This is a genomic window from Psychrobacter sp. NG25 (assembly GCF_015234355.1).
GTDB lineage: Bacteria > Pseudomonadota > Gammaproteobacteria > Pseudomonadales > Moraxellaceae > Psychrobacter.
Window position 1 is genome coordinate 238,680 of sequence record NZ_JADGMV010000001.1, and the last position, 22,289, is coordinate 260,968.

16 protein-coding genes and 3 tRNA genes are annotated in these 22,289 nt (G+C 43.0%); 6 read left to right on the forward strand and 13 right to left on the reverse strand.

All coding sequences use genetic code 11. From position 1 onward, the window contains the following. Positions 1-69 precede the first annotated feature (69 nt). The 9 genes from dsbD to IPZ60_RS00990 form a co-directional block, all read right to left on the reverse strand. Positions 70-2,223 (reverse strand): protein-disulfide reductase DsbD, encoded by a 2,154-nt coding sequence (gene dsbD / locus IPZ60_RS00950; protein ID WP_194196021.1) that lies wholly within the window; start codon positions 2,221-2,223, stop codon positions 70-72. Positions 2,224-2,390: 167 nt separating this feature from the next. After that, positions 2,391-2,945, reverse strand: coding sequence for a protein-disulfide reductase DsbD N-terminal domain-containing protein (locus tag IPZ60_RS00955; protein WP_194196022.1), 555 nt, complete (start codon positions 2,943-2,945; stop codon positions 2,391-2,393). A gap of 611 nt (positions 2,946-3,556) precedes the next feature. Further along, positions 3,557-4,657, reverse strand: a complete 1,101-nt coding sequence (locus IPZ60_RS00960; protein WP_194196023.1) for a hypothetical protein — start codon at positions 4,655-4,657, stop codon at positions 3,557-3,559. Between the two features lie 289 nt (positions 4,658-4,946). Next, entirely contained in the window at positions 4,947-5,882 is a 936-nt protein-coding gene (locus tag IPZ60_RS00965) for an AraC family transcriptional regulator (protein WP_194196024.1), read from the reverse strand. A 287-nt stretch (positions 5,883-6,169) separates the two neighbouring features. Further along, positions 6,170-6,245, reverse strand: a tRNA-His gene (locus tag IPZ60_RS00970). A gap of 39 nt (positions 6,246-6,284) precedes the next feature. Continuing rightward, positions 6,285-6,361: transfer RNA gene (locus tag IPZ60_RS00975), tRNA-Arg, on the reverse strand. 96 nt (positions 6,362-6,457) lie between these two features. Further along, positions 6,458-6,534, reverse strand: a tRNA-Pro gene (locus IPZ60_RS00980). A gap of 234 nt (positions 6,535-6,768) precedes the next feature. Continuing rightward, on the reverse strand, positions 6,769-8,277 hold the full coding sequence (locus IPZ60_RS00985; RefSeq protein WP_227669166.1) for an McrC family protein: 1,509 nt from the start codon (positions 8,275-8,277) through the stop codon (positions 6,769-6,771). 15 nt (positions 8,278-8,292) lie between these two features. After that, complete coding sequence (locus IPZ60_RS00990) at positions 8,293-9,771, reverse strand: McrB family protein (RefSeq protein ID WP_194196025.1); 1,479 nt, start codon at positions 9,769-9,771, stop codon at positions 8,293-8,295. Positions 9,772-10,097: 326 nt separating this feature from the next. On the opposite strand from IPZ60_RS00990, the gene IPZ60_RS00995 reads away from it, so the two are divergent. From IPZ60_RS00995 to IPZ60_RS01005, 3 genes are all read left to right on the forward strand, one after another. Continuing rightward, the gene (locus tag IPZ60_RS00995; RefSeq protein WP_194196026.1) at positions 10,098-10,826 is read left to right on the forward strand and encodes a DUF4442 domain-containing protein; all 729 of its coding nucleotides are present in this window, start codon (positions 10,098-10,100) and stop codon (positions 10,824-10,826) included. A gap of 604 nt (positions 10,827-11,430) precedes the next feature. Then, entirely contained in the window at positions 11,431-12,258 is an 828-nt protein-coding gene (locus IPZ60_RS01000; RefSeq protein WP_194196027.1) for a thiazole synthase, read from the forward strand. 341 nt (positions 12,259-12,599) lie between these two features. Further along, positions 12,600-14,027, forward strand: a complete 1,428-nt coding sequence (locus IPZ60_RS01005; protein ID WP_194196028.1) for a wax ester/triacylglycerol synthase family O-acyltransferase — start codon at positions 12,600-12,602, stop codon at positions 14,025-14,027. A 42-nt stretch (positions 14,028-14,069) separates the two neighbouring features. Here IPZ60_RS01005 and IPZ60_RS01010 read toward each other — a convergent pair whose 3' ends face one another. Together IPZ60_RS01010 and dxs are read right to left on the reverse strand one after the other, a co-directional pair. Continuing rightward, positions 14,070-14,897, reverse strand: coding sequence for an inositol monophosphatase family protein (locus tag IPZ60_RS01010; RefSeq protein ID WP_110921870.1), 828 nt, complete (start codon positions 14,895-14,897; stop codon positions 14,070-14,072). 375 nt (positions 14,898-15,272) lie between these two features. Beyond that, positions 15,273-17,336 (reverse strand): 1-deoxy-D-xylulose-5-phosphate synthase, encoded by a 2,064-nt coding sequence (gene dxs, locus IPZ60_RS01015; RefSeq protein WP_194196029.1) that lies wholly within the window; start codon positions 17,334-17,336, stop codon positions 15,273-15,275. 519 nt (positions 17,337-17,855) lie between these two features. Here dxs and ribA point away from each other — a divergent pair. The 3 genes from ribA (at position 17,856) to IPZ60_RS01030 (ending at position 20,396) form a co-directional block, all read left to right on the forward strand. Continuing rightward, the gene (ribA, locus tag IPZ60_RS01020; RefSeq protein WP_194196030.1) at positions 17,856-18,500 is read left to right on the forward strand and encodes a GTP cyclohydrolase II; all 645 of its coding nucleotides are present in this window, start codon (positions 17,856-17,858) and stop codon (positions 18,498-18,500) included. Between the two features lie 7 nt (positions 18,501-18,507). Continuing rightward, positions 18,508-19,500: an oxygen-dependent coproporphyrinogen oxidase gene (gene hemF, locus IPZ60_RS01025; protein WP_227669167.1), complete on the forward strand. Its 993-nt coding sequence runs from the start codon at positions 18,508-18,510 to the stop codon at positions 19,498-19,500. A gap of 413 nt (positions 19,501-19,913) precedes the next feature. Beyond that, positions 19,914-20,396 (forward strand): cytochrome c, encoded by a 483-nt coding sequence (locus IPZ60_RS01030; RefSeq protein WP_194196031.1) that lies wholly within the window; start codon positions 19,914-19,916, stop codon positions 20,394-20,396. A 109-nt stretch (positions 20,397-20,505) separates the two neighbouring features. Here IPZ60_RS01030 and IPZ60_RS01035 read toward each other — a convergent pair whose 3' ends face one another. Further along, positions 20,506-21,465: a mechanosensitive ion channel family protein gene (locus IPZ60_RS01035; RefSeq protein ID WP_194196032.1), complete on the reverse strand. Its 960-nt coding sequence runs from the start codon at positions 21,463-21,465 to the stop codon at positions 20,506-20,508. Between the two features lie 103 nt (positions 21,466-21,568). Further along, positions 21,569-22,150 carry a lactoylglutathione lyase gene (gloA, locus tag IPZ60_RS01040; RefSeq protein ID WP_194196033.1) on the reverse strand — a complete coding sequence of 194 codons (582 nt, stop codon included), beginning with the start codon at positions 22,148-22,150 and terminating at the stop codon, positions 21,569-21,571. Positions 22,151-22,289: the final 139 nt, after the last annotated feature.

Sequence of the window (22,289 nt, forward strand, 5' to 3'; positions counted from 1 at the left end):
TTATTAAGCCTTAGCAAAAGACTTACCCATATTGTTAAGTATGAGCCATTAAATATGAACTATTAATGATCAATTATTAAGCATCGTCAATGTCTGCTCAAACTCTGAACGACCAATTTCACCTACTTGTTGATTGACCAGTTGACCATCCTGATAGTACAGTAAAGCAGGTGGGCCAAATAACTTATAGCGTGCCAAGATAGCTTTAGAGTCAGCCGTAGTCTCAGTGATATCAAGTTTGACCAATTGCCAGTCTTGCATCTGTACAGGACGATTATGGAACAAATTCTTGTCCATAATACGACATTCTATGCACCACTCAGCGGTGACATCTACTATGACTTTTGGATTGGCAGCGATAATGACATCTAACTCAGCCAAAGTAGTGACAGTCTGATCCGTTACATTATTAGCAGCTGGCTGACTCGTCGTTGATTGTGTCATCGGTGCCGCACTCAATGACGCAAGCGGATGTAGACTATCATCGTTACCTAACGCTGCACCTACCATCAAACAAGCTGCCCAAATACCTGCGAGCAAACTTAATGCTTGCGTGAGCATTCGACCTTTACCCAACCAGCTCCATGCCCACGTTGCTACTACCATGAACCATAGTGCCCACACTATCAGCATCACTGGCGATATAAAGACTCGTTCAATTAATAATAGCGCCACAGCAAATAGTAGTAAGGCAAAACCTTGCTTGACCCAATTCATCCACTCGCCAGCTTTCGGCATGATTTTACCTTGAGTTGCACCGATTAGAATAAGCGGAGCCGACAAACCAAACCCAAGCATAAATAAAGCAGCGAAACCGAGCAACGGACTACCAATAGTAGACACCGCTAGCAGCGCACCGAATAATGGTGCAGAGACACAAGGTGATACGACTAAAGCTGACAAGAAGCCAGCGACCAAACTACCACCTGTACTACCAAGCTTACTATCACCTGCTTGGCTCAACCCTTGCATTTTGCTACTAATGCCTCGTGGCAATCGGACACTAAACACCCCTAGCATATAGAGCGCTAGTAAAACGAAGACGATCGCAAAACTGATTAGGATGATGGGGTTTTGTAGCCAACCAATAATGCCCAATGACTCACCGAACACCGCAATGACAGCACCCAAAATACCATACGCAGTCGCTACACCGATGGCATAACTGGTGGTTAAGATAACGCCACGTTTAACCGTTGGGTTCTCTTCACGAGCGACAATATTGGCAACGATAGGCAGCATAGGTAATACACATGGTGTCAAAGCCAAGCCAAGCCCTGCTAAAAACAGTAAAATCAGTGCCAATCCAGGATGCGTTCCTAAACCAAAAGGATCGCTATCGACGACACTATTGGCGGGAGCTACTGTATTACTTTGAGCGTTAGCATTGTTAGCCGTGGTCTCTCCATCTGCTCCGGAAATAGTATTAGTCGCTGTCAGCTCGCTGTCTAGCGAGCCTTCATCTAGCAAGGCATAATCAATAACCTCATCATCTGCTTGTGCTTGCCCTGCTTCAGCATTGTCTGTATCAATATCATTTTCAGACACCTGTGAACCAGCTGCCAGACTAACGTCAGCTGCTAAATCAACATTAGAAGTATCAGTGCTACCTCCTACAGACTGTGGCGTTGTAGCAGCGATATTAATAGTCGTGTTAATTTTTTCAGGTGGATAGCATAGTCCTGCCTTAGCACAACCCTGCCAACCGATAACGACAGCGGCATTGTCTAAATTATTTCCACTCTTATTCGTCAGAGTCGTGGTTGCGACCATATTGATCTGATCAAATACAGGTACTTTTCCAAAGGTAGGATCATCAATCAGCACAGGCTTCTGACTAAAGGTGAACGGTGCTGCTGTCACTCCATCAGGCAGTGTTAACTTGATTTTATCTTTATAAACATAATGCGCAGGCGTGATATCGAAATTAATGGCTAAGCGTGTACCACTACCCGTGGCGGTAGTATCCGTAATGACTTGAAATGCTTCATCGACTGGTAGGAATTTTGGCTGCGCCGCACTCTTACTATTGCCAAACAAGTCACCCAATCCAGCTGCTTGCGTCGTCATGGACGTCGCTGCCAACCCAGTAGCCACTACACCAGTAGGCAATAAACCTGCGAATAATGAGCTACTGCTTATCGCAAATGCTATTAGGTAGGACTTCTTAGCAGGACGGCTTAGCGTTAGCGATGACGGGTTTTCTTTTGCCTTAATCGACATGAATGGCTACCTATTTATGACCAATATTCTATAGTTGAATTCAAATAATTTCGATACAAGAAAACCGAGTGCAAGTTATACGTTAGTATGCTTAGCGAGGATGACGATGTAGCGGATTTATATGTTTATGACTATGTTTACGACCAAGAGTTAAATCGACTTACTCACTATCTAACAGCGATATCGACGGTGGTTTTTACCTTTTCTGGTGGATAACACAGTCCTGCCGTGGCACAGCCTTGCCATCCAATCACAACTGGCACATTCTTAGCACCTTTACCATTATTCGTGGTCAGCATCGTAGTGGCCACCATATTTCTTTGCGTAAATACAGGTACCTTACCAAAGGTCGGATCATCAATTGAGACAGGGGATTGACTAAAAGTAAACGGTGTAGCGCTCACGCCTTTAGGGAAATTCAAGGTTAATTTATTCTTATAGACATAATGGCCTGGTGTGATATCAAAATTAATCGATAAGCGCGTGCCTTTAGATGTCACCTTAGTACTACTCACCACTTGAAAAGCTTTATCAACGGGCAAAAACTTTGATTTGGTATTACTGTTACTGAACAACTCACCTAAGCCAGCGGCCTGCGCACTCATGGATGTCATTGACAATCCAGCCATTAATGAAGCACCCATAACGGTAAATGCAAGCAAATAAGATTTGTTAGCCGGACGCTTTAGTATTGCGGCTGATGTTGACGTTTGGATTGACATGAATGGCTACCTTTGATTGCTACTTTTAATGACTGATGAGGAAAACCTAGACCGGCTTTCTTGTATCCAAATTATTTGAAAATGACTGTCTCATACAAAGTTTTATAACGTAAAGACTCTATATAACGGCTTTTATTTTATCTCTTGATAAAAAATATCAACCAATAATTGTCTTATTGATTGATTTTGAGCGATGACTCATTTAAATAGTCAAGCGTCCCGTCTATACGTTATTATTCTAGTATACCTCTGTGCTGATACTCTTGATAAGAGTAAGTAGCATAATGGCTAATTTCTATAACAATAACTTTTGGATAATAATGGTTGTTCAAAGAAAGCCCACTATAGCTTGATGACTGGTTTTACCATAGTAAAAATGTGACTCAGTCAATAATATACAACAGTAAGCAAATATTAAGAAAGCTAAGGTAAAATTTAGAGAAGCAGCTATAGTAGATATTTTATAATCAAAGATTGGCTTAAATGTACAGCCTTAACGCTCGCTCCAACCAGTCAAAATCTTTGGCAATTTCAGTTAAAGTAGAGCGCCAAAGGATAATATAGCCATACTCAATAATAATATCTAACGATAAATTTGAGAGAGTCAAAACTTAAAGAAGTGGCGTAGAGTCGCTACTATCTGGCATTATGCCTTGCAATAGCAGAACATCTAAATGCTGTTGTTGCAGTTTTTTGTCGAAATCATTTACTTCTGCAATTAACATTCTTTCGATGCGCTTATCACTGGCAAACACACTTAATCGCGCACAGATAACCGCCAGTTGATAGATACGTTTTTTACAATATCCATCCAACCCTTGCAGCAGCCTGACCATATGCGGGGTCTCGAGACTGGCATAATCATAATCTGCAACGACCTGCTGACCGAGTGCTGTAACACCGTAGCTGATAGACAAATGAGCACAGAAATAACAGCTAAATAAGTAACCAACGACATGCCCAATATAATAGCCGCGGTCGTAGGTAAAGCTACTCACACCAAAGTGGCCAAGCACATAGCTATTAAGACTGCCTTGATCACGAATAGGTTTACCATATTTTAGCTTACCTACAGTTGCAAAACATAACGGGTTGCGACCATCTTGGGTAGTCAGCTGCCACCCTGCTGGTTGTTGGGCTGGCATATGACGGATAATATCGGCGATGATATCATCAACCACATGTAACTGCTGCCAAAGACGCTCTAACCCATCCGTATCCATCAGACCACGCTTATCAAGCTGTTGAGCGAGTAAATACTGCTGATGCTCTGCAAACTGTAGCTTGAGCGTTTGTACCAGATAAGTCGGACGTGTGCTGGCAGAAGCCATATATAGCAGTCGGGTACGCTCGTGCTGAGCCTGATAGAGCGCCACTCGTTGTTCAGCGATATTATTCTGGCTGTCAGCAGGTTTTTGCGTCGTCGAATGGCTATGAGCAAGTCCAGTAGATGAAGCTTTAGACGTTACTTCTGTCTCTGACCCTTCAGCTGCCATTTCTTCTGAATTTGGTAACGTAAACAGCGCTAGTAATGTTGCCTTATCAAGTGGCTCGACTATGTTGTCTTGTTCCGTACTTTCTACCAGGCATGGGTTATCCTCAACCTTGTCCGTAGCGTTACTTGTACTTATATTGCTTTGTTTTTTAGCAGAGGCAGCAGAGCCTTTTTGGTTATTGGCTTGTGCACTTGGCTTTGCGGTCGGTTCAGTCATAACATACCATCAGCAGCAAAAATAAACATCATCTAGACCATACGATATTCCTGCCATACAGTGAAATATCATACGCTAAAAATAAGCACGTACGCCTAGATAATTCATTACTCCATAGTACCTGAACATGAGCACATTGTCAGCCATACATCGTCAAAACATCAGGCGTAACAGTCAGATAAAAATTCTCTATCGACATCTCATTCATCATGGTTAAACATAAAAAAAGCGCTAAAGGCACAGTGGTGCCCTTAACGCTTTTAACAAAAATGAGTACAGTGATCGCAAGCTAAGCCAGTATTCTTTTTTGATATTGCTGACGATACACTTTAGGGGACACCCCATAAACGCGCTTGAATGCCTGGCTAAAGGTCGAGTCTGACGCATAGCCAACCAGTGAACTGATACGGCTGATGCTGTTTTGCTGTAAGCGCAAATAGCGTGCCGCCAAGCGCAGGCGATAATCGATCAGATAGGTCAACGGCGGCATCCCAACTGTATCTTTGAAACGTTGTGCAAAGCTTGAGCGTGACATACCCGCTACTTCGGCGAGATTATGAATCGTCCAACTTTGGCTTGGGTCTTCATGCATCGCGGCCAATGCTTTGGTCAGAAATGGATCTTTCATTGCCTTGAGCCAGTTTTCTGTGGCCTCAGGTAGGCTTTCAATATACACACGTAAGCACTCAATCATCATAATACTTGCCCAATGATTGATAACCGCAGTCTTGCCCATGCGTTCACTCTCAGCTTCTAGTGTTAAGAGCTTAATCTCGACATCTATGACTTCGAACCTACCATCGGCTGCATCATTAATTTCAGGCAAAATGGGAGGCAGTACAGATAATAAGGGACGGATCATTTCTTTATCGTATTTGCATTCAATCAATATCAAAGATGAATTGGGATCACCGTTACCATTGATTTCAAGCGTATTACTTTTACAATTAGGTAGTAAATCATCCAACGATTCTGCAGCATCACCATGATGGTTCAACGCGTAGCTGACATGCTTATGCGCATTAGGAATCATAATCATATCACCAGCATGTGCCTGCCGCAGACCATTACCAACGTCAATGCAAAAACTACCAGACATGACCAAATAAAATAAAATCGTATCTTGCCGAGTGATTGAGTAAGACCAATTACCAGTACCATTCAGGCGATAATATTTGGTTTCGAACAAATGCACATTTTGTAACAGTACACTCAATGCATCCATCAGTTACCCCTTCTATAATATAAAATCAGTCGCATCGTATATAACAGCTGTCTTTAAAACCTTATCATAATGCACAACTTAAAAACTTATCTTTATTGGCTTATATAAGAGCCATTAAGGAATAATAAAAAAGGCACAGAGACAGGTCGCTTATACAGAAGACTTGTTATTAAAACAAATTCTATAGACGCAAAAAATTGCCAAAAGAGGCATAGGCTAATTATTTATATGGGGTTTATAAAAAGGTAGAACTTGAAATACTAAAGAAGAGTAATGCAGAAAAAAATTGGGGCGACTGATGGGACTCGAACCCACGACAACCGAGATCACAACCCGGGGCTCTACCAACTGAGCTACAACCGCCATAACTATTGCCTGATGAGGCAAAATTTTCAGGCTAAATGGTGCGCCTGGCAGGATTCGAACCTGCGGCCACCTCCTTAGAAGGGAGATGCTCTATCCAGCTGAGCTACAGGCGCTCTTAGAGGACTTTTATACATTAAAGTCAGTTCTAAATATACCAGAAACTAAACCATTATACATAAAAAAAAGCCTGTAAGGCTCTTAAAAATAGATGGTCGGAGTGATAGGATTCGAACCTACGACCCTCTGGTCCCAAACCAGATGCGCTACCAAACTGCGCCACACTCCGAAAATTTCTATTATCACGATAGTTTGTTGCTTAACTTGTTATCAGAAATACTGCTAACTCGTTAATGTTCCTCGCTATCGAGGTGCACATATTAAGCGGAAACGGTGGTAGTGTCAACACTTATTTTTGATTAATTTAAAAAATTTCTAAATTATTTCAAAAACACCTACTTTTCATCAAAACAGCTTAAACAAAAAGTCTTTCCTACGACGGCGCTAACCATCGATAGCGCCATTATACTCGATTCAAGGCCGAACACAAGCGCTCGTTTATCGTTCCAGTAAAGACATTAAATGGCATGATCCATAACTGAGCAGAATTCATATTATTATCAATATCTTGATCATTCAGAGACCGTTGACTAAGTGCTATCGGTTGTCTCTCATCACCTTGTACAGGATAGACCAACCAGACCTGATCTGCTTGGTAAGCCTGCGCATAACTGGTCAATTGATAAGCGTCACTGGCACTAATGCTCGCTGCGTGGGATAAATGCTTCCATTTAATATCGATGACATGACTATAGCTACCTGACGGGCTAATGTGAGAAGCTGCTCCTGTATTGTCCTGACCTTGGTGGGTATGGGTATCGGCATGAGTATCAGTATCAATCGCTGTCTTATATATAAGTAAATCAGGTCGTATGGACAAGCAGGCCTGCCCTTTTGTATCACTCAGCCAGACGCTTTGCGCTTGATATAGTGGTCTATAATTCGGACTTACTTGGCTAAACATTGAGGCGACACGCTGACTGACCCATTGCTCAAAGGCTTGATTCATGTCAATCAATAGGCACAATCGTGGTGATACTTGTTTATGTTTGGATGCTTTATTGGGATCAATCATGTGACCCGTTTCGGTATTTGACTGTTGCAATAACCAATAAGCCAAGTCCACCAGCTGCTGCATCGTCTGTAATTTTTGCATGTGAAGTGGCAGCACTGCTAGTTGTTGCTTTGCCTGATGATACATCGAGTCGAGCCGTTGCATCTCATGTTGGCTGAGCACAGGTATTGGTTGCCACGCTTGCAAAGATTTAGGTGCCATTGATTGACTTACTAGTGGACTTAATAGCACCAAAGCACTTTTAATCAATCGATTACCTAGCATGTCTTGACTCAGCACACTGCTCTCACAGACGAACTTATGCGGCTGCATGCTGTTATGGCGCAGCTGCTCTTTGATGAGTAGTCGACCTTGTAGCGATGCTTGGTTGTGAGTTTGCGACTGATAATGCTTGGTCGGTTGGTGCTGTGTCAATCGCTGCAAAAACTGCGTGACCAGCCAATCTGATAAAGGCAATGCGGCTATCGGTAGTGACGTAAGCTGAGTACTGATCTGGCCTAAATTTTTTGTATGAGGCAGTTTATTGCGGGTTCGATCACTATTACCAATCAAATCAGACATCATGCCTTGCACCCATTGACGGGTTTGTGCGAGATTGCTGTCTTGAATAGACGGATTAAGCTTTGGCAATATCTCGAGTACCATACCACTAGGCAGGAGAATGATACCGATATAGTGCCCGACTTTCAGCTGCCACTGCCCTTGCTGACGTTTGATGCTGAACACCGAGAATTCTTGTGCCATCAGCCAGTGAAAATCAGCTATCTGTAAGAAACTATCAGCCGTTAGGCGCTGATGCTCAAATACAGTGATAACATTAGCATTAGGCGCTCCAATACTCCTACAATTAATACTATTGCTTGTGATGCTCTGATTTCTTCCATTGCTATTTATCAATTTCTGAAAACCCAATTAATATAAACGCTGGAAAACGGCAGGTTTTATAAACTCGCCTATCTTGGCAATAAGGTCGCTATTAATTCTATAGCTACCTGTATTGACTGACTGATCGAGAAATAAGTTATGCCCTGAAAACATCTTATTTTGTGCAGCTAGACTATTTTGATTGGCGACCTGAGCATTTGACTCGTTTGTCATCAGTGCTTGGCCATCTTGAATAAACTGTGTGCTTATTGGCTGCTGCTCATCTTTAAAAATATATTGCAGCATAGTAATTTGTCCGCCCGTTGCTTGCGCCAATTGCGGAATAATTTGTTCGACTAGTACGCCTTGTAGCTGCTCAAGGGTCGTCACTGAAAATAAGAACGCATGACCCAATTGCGCATCCGCCCCTAACGTCTGAATAATGCGATGATTTAAACCTGTTAATAGTCTGGCCAAGTCTATGGTATCGGCTTCATTATGTTCTGCTGTATCAAGCGTTTCTGAGCTTTTACTAAGACTGATAATCGGTAATAGCTCAGGCTGTGGTGGACAGTCAATAAAACGAAAGCGACGACGTAGCGCCATGTCTAGTGGTGCTAAAGAGTGGTCTTGGGTATTCATGGTCGCATAAATATCGACATTGTCAGGGACACTAAAAGTACGTCCAGAATAAGCCAGATTCACCGTCATGGCATTTGCCATACCCGTGCGTTTATCGGGTTCGATTAGACTGAGTAGTTCGCCAAATACTCGTGACACGTTGGCACGGTTGATTTCATCAATCAGCATGGCATAACGCTGTTTGGGATTATTTGCCGCGCGTTGACATAGCTTTAAAAATGCCCCATCTTGAATCGTATAACTCATTTGAGATGGACTGTTGTTAGCATTATTTGACTGACCAGAAGCCACCATCACAGGACGAATGCCTTCAACGAACTCTTCATAACCATAAGCCTGATGAAAACTTACCATGCTAAAACGCTGCTGACTGAAAGCTTGGTTTTGACTGGTGCCATTGTCGCGCTTTGCCTGCTGAAACTCTTCTAATTGCTGCGATAAACCCGTTAATAACTCCCTACTCTCTGGTAATAAATACCATGCGCCACTGTTGTCTTTATCAAAGTAAGCTTGGCCAGCACGATTTTTATAACTTACGGTGTCTGAGCTAGTAGGAGTATGCATTTGCAGCACAGACCAAGCCGTACTGTTTAAGTGTTTCTCTCGCTCATTCTGCGATGCCTTGGCGACAAAAAACTCATGACTGACAATTTCAGGCACCTTGACCAAGTCTTGATTTTTGGATTGCAAATCTAAGAATATTAGACAGACGACATCTCGCCAGCTGAGCGCTTGTAACAGCTGTACTAATAAATCATTAGGATTGGCTCGAGGTAGGTAGTCTGTATATTGCTTAGCAATTTGTAGCAATCGATAGGTTTTACCCGTACCAGCAACACCTGTATAAATAATATTGATTGGCTTATGAGTTGATGTGTCGGGCATAGCGTTATCCAGCATATAAGGGGTACGTGAGAAAAATAAATAAAGTACGCTAAAACGGTGTCATTATAGCGTGACGCTTCACATGCCATCTAGCAGCATTATTTACAACAACACTGCTGCTAGCCAAACTATTTCTAGTGTCCAAAATATCTCCATATCAGTGTTGTTTTATAAGCGCATCAGTTCATTCTAATAATGGTCGGACATCAGCAGTTAATGTAACATAGTGATATAGCGGCTTACATAATACTCTGTATTTTTCCGCTATGATGATACACGCTAATACTCAAAATCTCATTCAACGCATCTAAGTTAAGGAATTTTGTATGTCAGGTTTATTAAAAAAACTCCCCACCAAGCTGACCAATAAATTGCCAGCTAAAATATCTGACAACACAAGATTGCCAGTCGACAAGCCAACCAGCACACTCAAGCCAATCAGCAACCAATTCACCAAACTGTTATCAGTGACTAAATACTTGCCTGCCGGTGCACGATCGAGCATCTTGTCCAAAGCCTTTGGCAAAGTCGTGCCATATGTCGGCACGACAGGCGTCTATTATGAAACGGTCAATCCCAATCAGGTGGTTGTCAGTTTAAATAACACCAAGTCTGTACAGAATCACATTGGTTCCATTCATGCAGTGGCCATTACCTTATTGGCTGAAACGGCCACTGGATTTATCTTGGGTTTAAACCTGCCCTCTGACCGCGTGCTATTAATTAAGTCTTATTCGGTTAACTTTTATCGCCCCATTAAAAAAGGTCAAATTGCTGCGGTAGCCAGTTTATCTGATGAGCAGCGCTTAGATATCTTAAATACGCCAAAAGGTGAAATGGTTATACCTTGCGTGATTCATGACCGTGAGTCTGACAGCAACCGTGACCCAATCGTGGTTGAGATGACATGGGCTTGGATACCCAAATCTGAGCTAGAGGCACGTCGTCAAGGCAAAGCGAATGAAAAAGCTGCAGCAGTTGCTACAGAGTCTCCGGCAGAAACAGACACTGAGCAAAGCAGTCAACCCGTGGTAAATGACGAAGCTGCTAAATAGCCAATAGTGCATCCCGACTCAATTAAATATGATGCGCTGTACACTTTTTATATCTGTATAGCGCATCGTTTTAATAGTTGATTGAAGTTAGCACTTATATAACTAGCAACAATATTCTCTACTTAGATCCTCTAACGTCTTATCTGCTTCTAGAACATTCTGTAGCCCATATCGAATACCCACTGAAGCCTTCTGACATGTACACCCTTCTAACCCCTACTCAACAGTATTACGGCACATAGCCCGTCGCAACGTATGATTCATAAGTACCACTTCTATATATATCACTGCTATATACGCCCCTACTATAGATGCCACTGTACATATTGTCGTATGCCTTGATAAAGTTGATGATAAAAGACACGGGTTGCTTAAATCGTTAAACTGGGTAAAGATTGTCTGTAAGCGCGCATGAGTTTGTTATAATAACATTTTGTTTTTCGTGAGTAGCAAGGCTCCGACTTTGGATGCTCCCTATCTTGTCTTTATCATCATGATGAGAAGCTGTCGCCTGCCATAAACTACTGCCTACGATGAATAACTTTTACTATCGAACCAACTCTTCGTTTGTTACCTTTGTTCGCCCGCTATTAGGATTATCCTTATGTCACAACAAGCCGCTATTTCTACTACCAGCCCTACACCACTTTCACAAGATACGTTTACTGTAGGCAGTCGTACATTCTCTTCACGATTGTTGGTTGGCACTGGTAAGTATAAAGACATGACCGAAACTGGTGCTGCTATTGCGGCTTCAGCAGCAGAGATTGTCACGGTTGCTATTCGCCGAGTCAATATCGGTCAGAACAGTAATGAGCCGAACTTGCTGGATGTAATTTCACCTGATAAGTACACCATATTACCCAACACTGCAGGCTGCTTTGATGCCGAAACTGCCATTCGTACTTGCAAGCTGGCGCGTGAGCTATTGGGTGGGCATAACTTGGTTAAGCTTGAAGTATTGGGCGATGAAAAAACGCTTTATCCAAACGTAATGGAAACGTTAAAAGCCGCCAAAGTATTGATTGATGATGGTTTTGAAGTGATGGTCTATACGTCAGATGACCCTATCGTCGCACAAGAATTAGAAAGCATGGGCTGTGTCGCTATTATGCCGCTAGGCAGTTTGATTGGTTCAGGTCTTGGTCTACTCAATCGTCATACGCTTAGCTTGATTATTGAAAACGCTAAGGTACCTGTACTGGTAGATGCAGGCGTCGGCACTGCTTCTGATGCAGCACTTGCGATGGAGCTTGGTTGTGATGGTGTACTGATGAACTCTGCGATTGCCAATGCTCAAAACCCAGTCATGATGGCACATGCTATGAAGCATGCCATGTGGGCTGGTCGCGCAGCATTCTTAGCAGGTCGTATGCCGGTACGTAAAATGGCAACTGCTAGCTCGCCACAAACCGGATACTTTTTTCAGTAAAACATCTAGCAACACGTCTCAAAGTCTATGATAAAACAATAAGAAAAAACGACGTCAGACGTAAATAAGCACTTAGGGATTTTGAACATTCTACTATTGGCAGCGACTAGTGGTAGATGTTCAACATAACCTAATCTCTGTTTCATTGAATATTTAGCTTCATTAAATACTTGGCTTCATTGAATACCTACCAATGATAGTTTCTCATTCAACGTACTATCAATTCACAATAAAACTATGACAGCGTTAACCTTACTTTAAGTATTACCTATACACTTATGCTTAATCGCTTTGTCCCACTTTTAAATTTAACTAAACACATCGTCATAAAAGGATTTATTATGCGACTTCTCACAGCAGTCGACCAATTGTTTTTGCTTCTTGAGTCGCGTAAACAACCTATGCATGTGGGTGGTTTGTTTTTATTTGAAGTACCAGATGCGGCTGATAGCGACTTTGTCTATCAGCTGGTCAAACAAATGCAAGACTCTGATGTACCGCCAAGCTTCCCTTTTAATCAAGTATTGGAGCATATGGCATTTTGGCAAAAAGACAAAAACTTTGATGTCGAGCATCATCTTCATCATGTTGCACTACCAAAACCTGCACGGGTACGCGAGCTGCTCATGTATGTCTCAAGAGAGCATGGACGTCTTTTGGATCGCGCGATGCCTTTATGGGAGTGCCACGTGATTGAAGGCATTCAGCCAGAAAACGAAGGGGATCCTGAACGTTTTGCTTTATATTTCAAAATTCATCATTCTTTGGTAGATGGCATTGCTGCCATGCGCCTCGTTCAAAAGTCTTTATCGCAGTCACCCACTGAACCAGTGACACTGCCAATCTGGTCTTTAATGGCACGTCATCGCAACCACGTCAACGCCATACTCCCTTCGAAAAGATCTATCAGACGCATTATTAAAGAGCAGATATCTACCATCAAGCCTGTGTTCACAGAATTGCTAGACAATCTCAAAAATTCTGGCGATGATGGCTATGTCGGCACTTTTGATGCGCCCATGAGTATTTTGAACAAGCGTATCTCTGCATCACGGCGTATTGCAGCGCAGTCTTATGATATTCAGCGCTTTAATGATATTGCCGACAGATTAAAAATAAGTAGAAATGATGTTGTTCTAGCAGTTTGCGCTGGTGCTATCCGTCGCTATTTAATATCGATGGATGCGTTACCTAGTAAGCCACTAATTGCCTTTGTACCTATGTCGCTGCGTACAGATAACAGCGTATCGGGTAATCAGCTGTCATTTGTATTGGCCAACCTAGGCACTCATTTAGACGATCCATTGCGTCGGATACAGCTCATACATCGTAGTATGAACAGTGGTAAGCGCCGCTTTCGCCGTATGAACCAAGCACAAGTTATCAACTATAGTGTTATCGCCTACGCTTGGGAAGGTATCAATCTAGCAACCGGTCTATTCCCGAAAAAACAGGCTTTTAACCTCATTATCTCCCACGTACCTGGTTCTGAGAAACCTCTATATTGGAATGGTGCGCGCTTGCAATCTTTATATCCGGCTTCTATCGTATTCAACGGACAAGCGATGAACATTACCTTAGCCAGTTATTTAGATAAGATTGAGTTCGGTATTGCAGCTTGCAGTAAGGCCCTGCCTCACGTACAAGACATGCTCGCGCTGATAGAAGAAGAATTGACGCTGTTAGAAACGACCAGTAAGACGCTTGAATTTCAGGGTATAACCGTCGGCAGTAAAAGCGATGAGACAACAAAAAAGCTGGCTCCTTAACGGAACCAGCTTTTTATTGTCAATACTTTTAAGTATTGCTACTTATACAGCCTCGCCCCAACTCGGAACGACTACTTGCATCAACGGCTTCAACAGTTTGATGTTACAAGCAAAAATAGAACCTGAAGTCATCGAGTTGTGCGCGCCTGTATGATCGACAACCACACCACGTGCCTCAGTGACGATAAGCTCACCAGCAGCGATATCCCACGGCTTGATAGACATCTCGAAATAACCATCGAAACGACCAGCAGCTACATAGCATAAATCCAATGCTGCAGACCCTAAACGACGAATTTGACCACCCGCTTCAGAGACTTTCTGTAGGCTTTCAAAATGCTCTTTCGCATAAGAAATCACTTCACCATTGCGCTTACGCTCAAGCGGATGACCCGTAGTAAATAGGCCACCATCAAGCGTTTTTCGTTCGCTCACTTGCATACGGCGATTGTTCAAGCGCGCGCCTTTACCGCGGCTAGCAGAGAACATCTCATCACGGACTGGATCATAGACCACGCCATGTTGAGTAACGCCTTTATGCTGTACAGCAATCGATACGCAGAACTGCGGTACGCCATGAACGAAGTTTTTGGTGCCATCGAGCGGATCGATAATCCAGCACCAGTCAGCGTCTTCGCCGCGACCTTCTTGCATACCAAACTCTTCACCCAAAAACGAATGATTCGGATAGCTGGCTTTTAGCGTCTCAATCGTCAGCTCTTCACTGAAACGATCAATACGTGTGACCAATCCATCAAGTCCTTTCGACTCGATATCCAATTCGATTTTGTGGCGGTTTTGATGCGCATATAAAATCTCTTTACCAACTTTTTCAGCAGTACGCGCTGCGATGACGACCATGGGTTCCATAAATAACCTATTTGCTTGATGAATGAATATAAAAAATAAGACTAACTTTGTGCCCACAACATGCCGATTAGACTAGCCGCATCACACCACATCTATGCGATTAAAAAAACGTGTCTTTTATAAATGAAAACTTATAAACGACAACCGCATTATACTAAAATTGTTCGATAAAAACGAAAAAACCATTACGTTCGCCAAACCAACCCATATTTTGGTGGTCATCACAAACTGCGCAAGTTGTAAAAAAGTCAGCACCTACGGCTAAGCAGGCGTTAGCTCTATCTATCGAGCTTTTATCTGTTCAAACTAATATCGTTAACTTTAAATCAATTTCGACCATACTATTTATAACAACCCAGCTTATAGCAACATGGCTTATGACAATAACTGAAGAAGCTGCTTACTCACACCGTCGACACTCAAACCGCAATCAGCCAGTTGCTCAGATTGGGAACCGTGCGCAATGAAGCGATCAGGAATGCCCATATTAGCAATAACTGGACGAGTACGCTTAAAAGCAGCTGACTCATTGAGCAAATACTCATTGACCGCACTACCCGCGCCGCCAGTAATTACATGCTCTTCTAGAGTTGCAATATGAGTAATGCCTTTTGCCAATAGTGCTTCTAATAATCCAGTGTCTAAAGGTTTTACCCAGCGCATATTCACCACATGCACTTGATACTCTAATTCTGCATCATCATTGACGATAGCTTCTGCTGCGTGCTGAGCCGTGGTCATCATCGTACCAAATACCAATAATGCGAGCTTTTTCGCCGCATCATTAGGGCCTAATACTGACTCTACCACAGCTTCACCGATTTTATAAATTTGTGCTGGCTGTTCGATAGTCGCGCCCGTACCCACACCACGTGGATAGCGCACAGCCGTGCATCCTTCGTAGTCATAACAAGTATTGAGCAGATGGTAACATTCGTTTTCATCTTTTGGCGCTGCAATCACCATGTTAGGCACACAACGTAAAAATGCAAAATCAAATACACCAGCATGCGTTGCGCCGTCTTCACCAACTAAACCTGCTCGGTCGATAGCGAATGTTACGTCTAAATTCTGCAACGCAACATCATGAATCAGCTGATCATAGCCACGCTGCAAAAACGTTGAATAAATCGCGACAATCGGTTTGACACCTTGAGTTGCCATGCCCGCTGCTAACGTGACCGCATGCTGTTCCGCAATCGCCACATCAAAAAAACGTTCTGGAAAATGACGAGCAAAATCGATCATTCCAGAGCCTTCTTCCATAGCAGGTGTAATGGCAAGTAGCTTGTCGTCTTCAGCTGCTTTATCACACAAAAACTGGCCAAAAACTTGCGAATACTTGAGCGCTGGCTTATCTACTGACGCCTTTGCTACTGAAGTATCTGCTGCTTTTGTATTTGTTTCATCATCTTCGACAGGCAGTTTGCTAATCGCATGATAGCCGACGGGATCTAATTCAGCTGGCGCAAAGCCTTTACCTTTGGTGGTGTAAATATGAACCAGTACTGGACCTGATACTTGCTTGGCAAGTGACAATACACGCAACAGCTCAGGGATATTGTGCCCATCAAATGGACCAAAATAGGTAAAACCAATCGCTTTAAATAAATTGTCTTCTAGCTGCGGGACATCGCGCATTTCTTTGTGGCGCTTACGGCGATCAAATCCCTGCATATCAGGACGAAGACGCAGAACAGGCTCGCCTGCCTCAGAGATATCGACCTGATATCCTGATTCCCATAGCATAGCTAAATGCCGTGGAAATCCACCAATAGAGCAAGATATCGACATATCATTGTCGTTCAAGATGACTAGCAAATCAGCGTCTTGCTGTACTGCGTCATTCATGGCTTCAAATGCCATGCCGCCTGTCATCGCACCATCGCCAATAATACAGGCCACTGTTTGTGTACGGCCTTGATAGCGCAGCGCTAAGCTCATGCCTAGACCCGCTGAGATTGAAGTCGATGAATGACCAACACCAAAGGTATCGTAAACAGACTCTGCACGCTCTGGAAAGGCCGTTAAGCCATCTTTCGATCTAATAGTACCTAACTGCTCGCGGCGACCAGTCAATACTTTATGAGCATAGGCTTGATGACCTACGTCCCAAACGATCTGATCTTGCGGTGTATCTAACAAATAATGTAGCGCAATGGTCAATTCAACCACGCCCAAATTGGCACCAAAATGCCCACCACTCTGACCGGCTGAATACAACAGAAACAGTCGTAATTCGTCCGCCAAGGTAATAAGCTGAGTGGTTGTAAACGCGTTTAGATCAGACGGCGCATCGATACTATCAAGTAGTGGCGTATTTGGACGCACACGCGGAATGACAGCGTAAGTCTGCTGCAAATTTGACAGCTGGGCAGCGGATTCAATGGCTGACGCAGATACGGACTGAGACTGTGGGGAATGAGGTGACTGCTGCATAAACCGTACGATACCTACCAATCTGCTGACAAGACGTGCTTTAGAGTATAAAGATAACTATAGCTAAGCGACGTCAATAATATCTACATCATTATTGATGTAACTGACCATATAATTATTCGTGCAACGCCTACGTATCTATACCTACGCGGCGCCTAACAACAAACACGCCGTCATAATAGATAGCGCTTCCATACTAAGGGTTGATATTATGCCTTATTATTTTGCATCAATATCGAATGTTCGTGACGACATAGTAATGTAAGGGTAAAGACTTGTCACTGTATCCGTCAAAATAGTATGGCATAATAGCATTTTTTTTTAATGGTCGCTTTAATCATCGTGCATCGTCTGTGAACTTTGTGTGTTTTTATAATAAAGACAATCAGCACGCATGTTTTACGAACAGATTATACTGCTATCATCCTAACTATCATAATACAGCTAGGATGACATCGCTGCGTTATTACTGCTAATACAGACCTTACTGCCACAACTACCGGCTTATGCAGGACATTAATGTCATATCAATTTATTACTAGTGCCAAACTACCGACTCGTTATGGCGAGTTCGATATTCATATCTTTGAAAACGAAGACGGTCAAGAGCATGTCATGCTGACCGTCGGGCTGCCTGTGGTCGACCCAGATACAACGAGGCAATCAGAGCGACCAGCTCCCTTGATTCGTATACACTCTGAGTGCTTAACTGGCGATGCTTTTAGCTCATTGAAGTGCGACTGTGGCCCGCAGCTTAATTCGGCGATGCAAGCCATACAAGAGGCTGGCTGTGGTGCTATTTTGTATCTGCGTCAAGAAGGTCGCGGTATTGGTCTCACTAACAAGATTCGTGCTTATGCCCTTCAAGACCAAGGTCATGATACGTTAGACGCCAACCTGATGTTAGGCTTGCCTGCGGACGCGCGTATTTATGACATGTGTGGGCCGATGCTCGCTCATATCGGTGTTGATGCGGTCAGACTCATTACTAATAACCCTAACAAGATTGCTTATCTCACTGAGCATGGCATCAATGTCGTGGAACGCGTGCCATTATTGGTAGGGGTCAATGATATGAATGCTGAATACCTCGCGACCAAGCGTGACCGTATGGGACATTTATTGGATAAAGATTTCAATACTGCAATACACCTGAATAAATAGATATTTTATGAGTATTCCAAATATAGATAATAAATCAGAACCATCAGAATCAGTGGTAACACCGACCAATAATGACATCACACGAGTGCGTGAGTTTTTAGTCGATTTGCAGGCACGTATCTGTCAAGCACTAGAAGCGCAAGAGCGCGATGGTGGTGGCAATGCAACCTTTGTCCCTGATAACTGGGAACGCCCTGAAGGTGGCGGTGGTCGCTCGTGCGTACTAGCAGATGGCGACGTGATTGAAAAAGCTGGCGTGATGTTCAGCCATATTCATGTACACAACCTGCCAGCTTCAGCTACGGCGCGCCATCCCGATATCGCTGGCCGCAAAGCTCAAGCCATGGGCGTGTCACTGGTTGTGCATCCCAAAAACCCTAACGTCCCTACTAGCCATGCCAATGTTCGTTTGTTCGTTGCTGAAGCTGAGGGCGAAGCGCCGATTTGGTGGTTTGGTGGTGGGTTTGATTTGACACCGTTTTACCCAGTACTGGCTGACTGCGTCCACTGGCATCAAGTCTGCCACGATCTGTGCGCACCGTTTGGTGACAGCGTCTATCCTGACTTTAAGCAATGGTGTGATGAGTACTTCCACCTACGTCATCGCAACGAGCAGCGCGGTATCGGCGGCTTATTTTATGATGATGTCAATACTGAGAGTCGTGGTTGGGACTTTGAGACCTGCTTTAACTTTATGAAAGCAGTGGGTAACGGCTATCTTGACGGTATCACACCTATCTTTGAGCAGCGTAAAGACACGCCTTATACTGAACAGCAGCGTGAATTTCAGCTGTATCGTCGTGGCCGCTATGTTGAGTACAACCTTGTCTACGATCGCGGCACGCTATTTGGACTACAAAGCAATGGCCGTATTGAGTCTATCTTAGTAAGTATGCCACCACTGGCGAGTTGGCACTACCGCTTCGAGCCTACGGAAGGCTCACCGGAGTTTGAGTTGACTGACGTTTATCTAAAGCCACGTGAGTGGTTGACTCTATAGCTTATGTGAATATAATAAAGATGAGTAATGTCTACTAGATTATTGTCTAGTATATTTAAATAAAGGTCAGCTGCTATAGCTGACCTTTATCATATGGGGCTTATCACCTTCACAGAGATACAAACCGCCATTTATTTGAAATCAATATGGTTGATTAGAACCACGATGTAGAGCATGTTAGTCAACTCAATGATATGGTTTAGATTATCATCATCACTTTGAATATTACGATGGTATAACAACTATTTTAACCATAGCTACGCAAATAATGGTTACAATACAGATTAAATTTCTAAAAAATCACTGATAAGCGGACATGCTTTCAGGTAATTATGAGTTGATTTTGACCACAGTATCAAAGCCACCGTTTGCAAATACGCATACTATTAGCCAAATTTAAAGGAGTAATCTATATGGCACAGGTTCATTCTAACAAATCATTGAAATCTATCTTCGGTATTACATTAATGGCAGCCGCCTTAGGTCTAACAGCCTGTAGCACTGCAACCGAGTCTGACTCTAGCCCTGATATACAAGCCCGTCAAGACAGCATGAAAAACTGGGGTGATGCAATGGGCGTCATGGGTGATATGGCCAAAGCACCAGATACCTTTGATGCTGACGTCGTTAAAGAGCAAGCTGCATTTTTAGCAGAAGACTCTACAACTCCTTGGAGCCATTTCGAAAACCAAGAAGACATGGGTAATGCGACTGAAGCCGTTTGGTCTAATGCTGATGGTTTCCGTGTAGAAGCTGATAACTTCCAAAAAGTTACTGCTGAGCTAAGTGCTGCCGCTCAAACAGCCACTAGCATGGATGATATCAAGCCTGCATTCAGTCAAGTTGGTGCGAGCTGTAAGTCATGCCATACAGACTTTAGAGCAAAAGATGAATAAATCTTTATACTGATAGCCAGTAGATCAGCATAAAAAAACCGCCACATCATTTGATATGGCGGTTTTTTATTATGGGAACTAGCGTCTATGTATATTAATGATAGCTTGATTACTCTGCCGCTGTCTTTTCCACATTAATGGTTTTTTGCTCATTGAGCTTATCGACAATCGTCATCACTGATGAGTCACTCAAGTCTATCGTTCTAATCGGGAATGGAATATTTACACCTGCTGCATCTAGCGCGAGTTTAATCTCTACAAATACTTGGTGAATAGAGGCAACTTTATGAGCTTGCGTGCCATCCTCAATAAACCAACGTACCATCAAATCTATCGTTGAATCTCCAAAACCTGTCGCAATCACGCTCGGCTCAGCTTTCTTTGACACGCTATCTGCCCTATCCAACGCTTTTAAAATCTCAGCTTTTGCCGCTTCGATATCATCTTCATAACCAATACCCACTGCCAGCTGTAACCGGCGCTGCTTATAGGCGGTATTGACCGTCAACGCTGAGGTATATAAGTCAGAGTTTGGAATAACGACTTGCCGACCATCATAGGTTTTTATGGTGGTTGCACGGATTTTAATATCCTCAACTGTCCCTTCATACTCTCCTGAGACAATCTGATCACCAATACGAAATGGCTCTGAGATGAGTAGCAAAATACCAGACAGCAAATTTTGAAAAATATCTTTGAACGCAAAACCAATAGCGACGGAACCGATACCAAGTGCACCGATTAGCTTGGCAGGAGTAAATTCTGGAACAGCTATCACCATAGCTATCATAAAGCCTACGAAGATAATTAAAGCACCACCTACTCGCTGAAATACTTTGACCAAGTTCTGATGCCGTCTGCGACTGCCTAATATTTTATAGACGATTTTTTTGAAGAGTATCGACAAAAACCAAAAGATTAAGACAACGATAATCGAAGCGACAAAATACGGAATACGCTCGACAAAACCAATAAATATGCCATTCGCAGAATCAATAATACTTTGATACGTTAGTGCAGCGGTCGTTGGCTCTGTACCTGCTATCGTTTCTGCCTCAGAGGTTGGCATCTAGGTGTCACTCCTTTGGTTGGTCATATCGATCATTGTATTTATTAATAAGTATTCGCAACGAATACTTATCAAATATTCAAAGCTTTCAAACGCTTAAAACTTAGCCCATCAAGTCAGCTTGTACAATCTCAATCCAGTAGCCATCGACATCTTTGATAAATGCTATATTTTTCATGCTGCCATCTTCTGGACGCTTCTTGAATTCGACGTTATTTTTATCAAACCAAGCCACCGCTTCATCCAGACTCGGCACGCTAAAGCAGATATGACCAAAACCCTGTGGATCTTGGTTACCATCATGATAGCTAAAATCAGCTTTGGTTTCGGTACCGTAGTTATGAGTCAACTCTAAGATACCGCGCTGACGAAATGCAAAGATTTCTAAATCATCACCAGCAGGCAGGTTGTCTCGCTCACTCTCCGTTAGCTTGGCTAAAAAGTATAAATCAAAACCCATGTCAGGGAATTTTTTTACTGCTAGCAACGTCATTCCAAGAACGCCCGTATAGAACGCTAATGACTTGGCAGGATCTTTTACCCGTAGCATCGTATGGTTGAATGTAAAGCCAGTCGTCTGACCTGAAATAGGCTGAACACCATCGGTATTTACGCTGCTAGTCGGCTGAGCTATAAGTGATTCGTTATTATTATCGGTGGCTGAGCCATTATTTGATAGAGACATAATTATCCTAATATTGACAAAATATAGAGTTAAAAAAACAAGCGCGTAAAGGCTTTTTACGCGCTTGACTCTCTTATCATAATAAAAAATCACGAAAGGATTGAGAGGATTTTGTAATAGTGCCTATTTGATATGGCCG

What these genes read in the sequence shown, in the direction of transcription:
- dsbD (WP_194196021.1), bottom strand. Translation starts at nt 2,223, where the DNA reads ATGTCGATTAAGGCAAAAGAAAACCCGTCATCGCTAACGCTAAGCCGT.
- IPZ60_RS00955 (WP_194196022.1), bottom strand. Translation starts at nt 2,945, where the DNA reads ATGTCAATCCAAACGTCAACATCAGCCGCAATACTAAAGCGTCCGGCT.
- IPZ60_RS00960 (WP_194196023.1), bottom strand. Translation starts at nt 4,657, where the DNA reads ATGACTGAACCGACCGCAAAGCCAAGTGCACAAGCCAATAACCAAAAA.
- IPZ60_RS00965 (WP_194196024.1), bottom strand. Translation starts at nt 5,882, where the DNA reads ATGGATGCATTGAGTGTACTGTTACAAAATGTGCATTTGTTCGAAACC.
- IPZ60_RS00990 (WP_194196025.1), bottom strand. Translation starts at nt 9,771, where the DNA reads ATGCCCGACACATCAACTCATAAGCCAATCAATATTATTTATACAGGT.
- IPZ60_RS00995 (WP_194196026.1), top strand. Translation starts at nt 10,098, where the DNA reads ATGTCAGGTTTATTAAAAAAACTCCCCACCAAGCTGACCAATAAATTG.
- IPZ60_RS01000 (WP_194196027.1), top strand. Translation starts at nt 11,431, where the DNA reads ATGTCACAACAAGCCGCTATTTCTACTACCAGCCCTACACCACTTTCA.
- IPZ60_RS01005 (WP_194196028.1), top strand. Translation starts at nt 12,600, where the DNA reads ATGCGACTTCTCACAGCAGTCGACCAATTGTTTTTGCTTCTTGAGTCG.
- IPZ60_RS01010 (WP_110921870.1), bottom strand. Translation starts at nt 14,897, where the DNA reads ATGGAACCCATGGTCGTCATCGCAGCGCGTACTGCTGAAAAAGTTGGT.
- dxs (WP_194196029.1), bottom strand. Translation starts at nt 17,336, where the DNA reads ATGCAGCAGTCACCTCATTCCCCACAGTCTCAGTCCGTATCTGCGTCA.
- ribA (WP_194196030.1), top strand. Translation starts at nt 17,856, where the DNA reads ATGTCATATCAATTTATTACTAGTGCCAAACTACCGACTCGTTATGGC.
- hemF (WP_227669167.1), top strand. Translation starts at nt 18,508, where the DNA reads ATGAGTATTCCAAATATAGATAATAAATCAGAACCATCAGAATCAGTG.
- IPZ60_RS01030 (WP_194196031.1), top strand. Translation starts at nt 19,914, where the DNA reads ATGGCACAGGTTCATTCTAACAAATCATTGAAATCTATCTTCGGTATT.
- IPZ60_RS01035 (WP_194196032.1), bottom strand. Translation starts at nt 21,465, where the DNA reads ATGCCAACCTCTGAGGCAGAAACGATAGCAGGTACAGAGCCAACGACC.
- gloA (WP_194196033.1), bottom strand. Translation starts at nt 22,150, where the DNA reads ATGTCTCTATCAAATAATGGCTCAGCCACCGATAATAATAACGAATCA.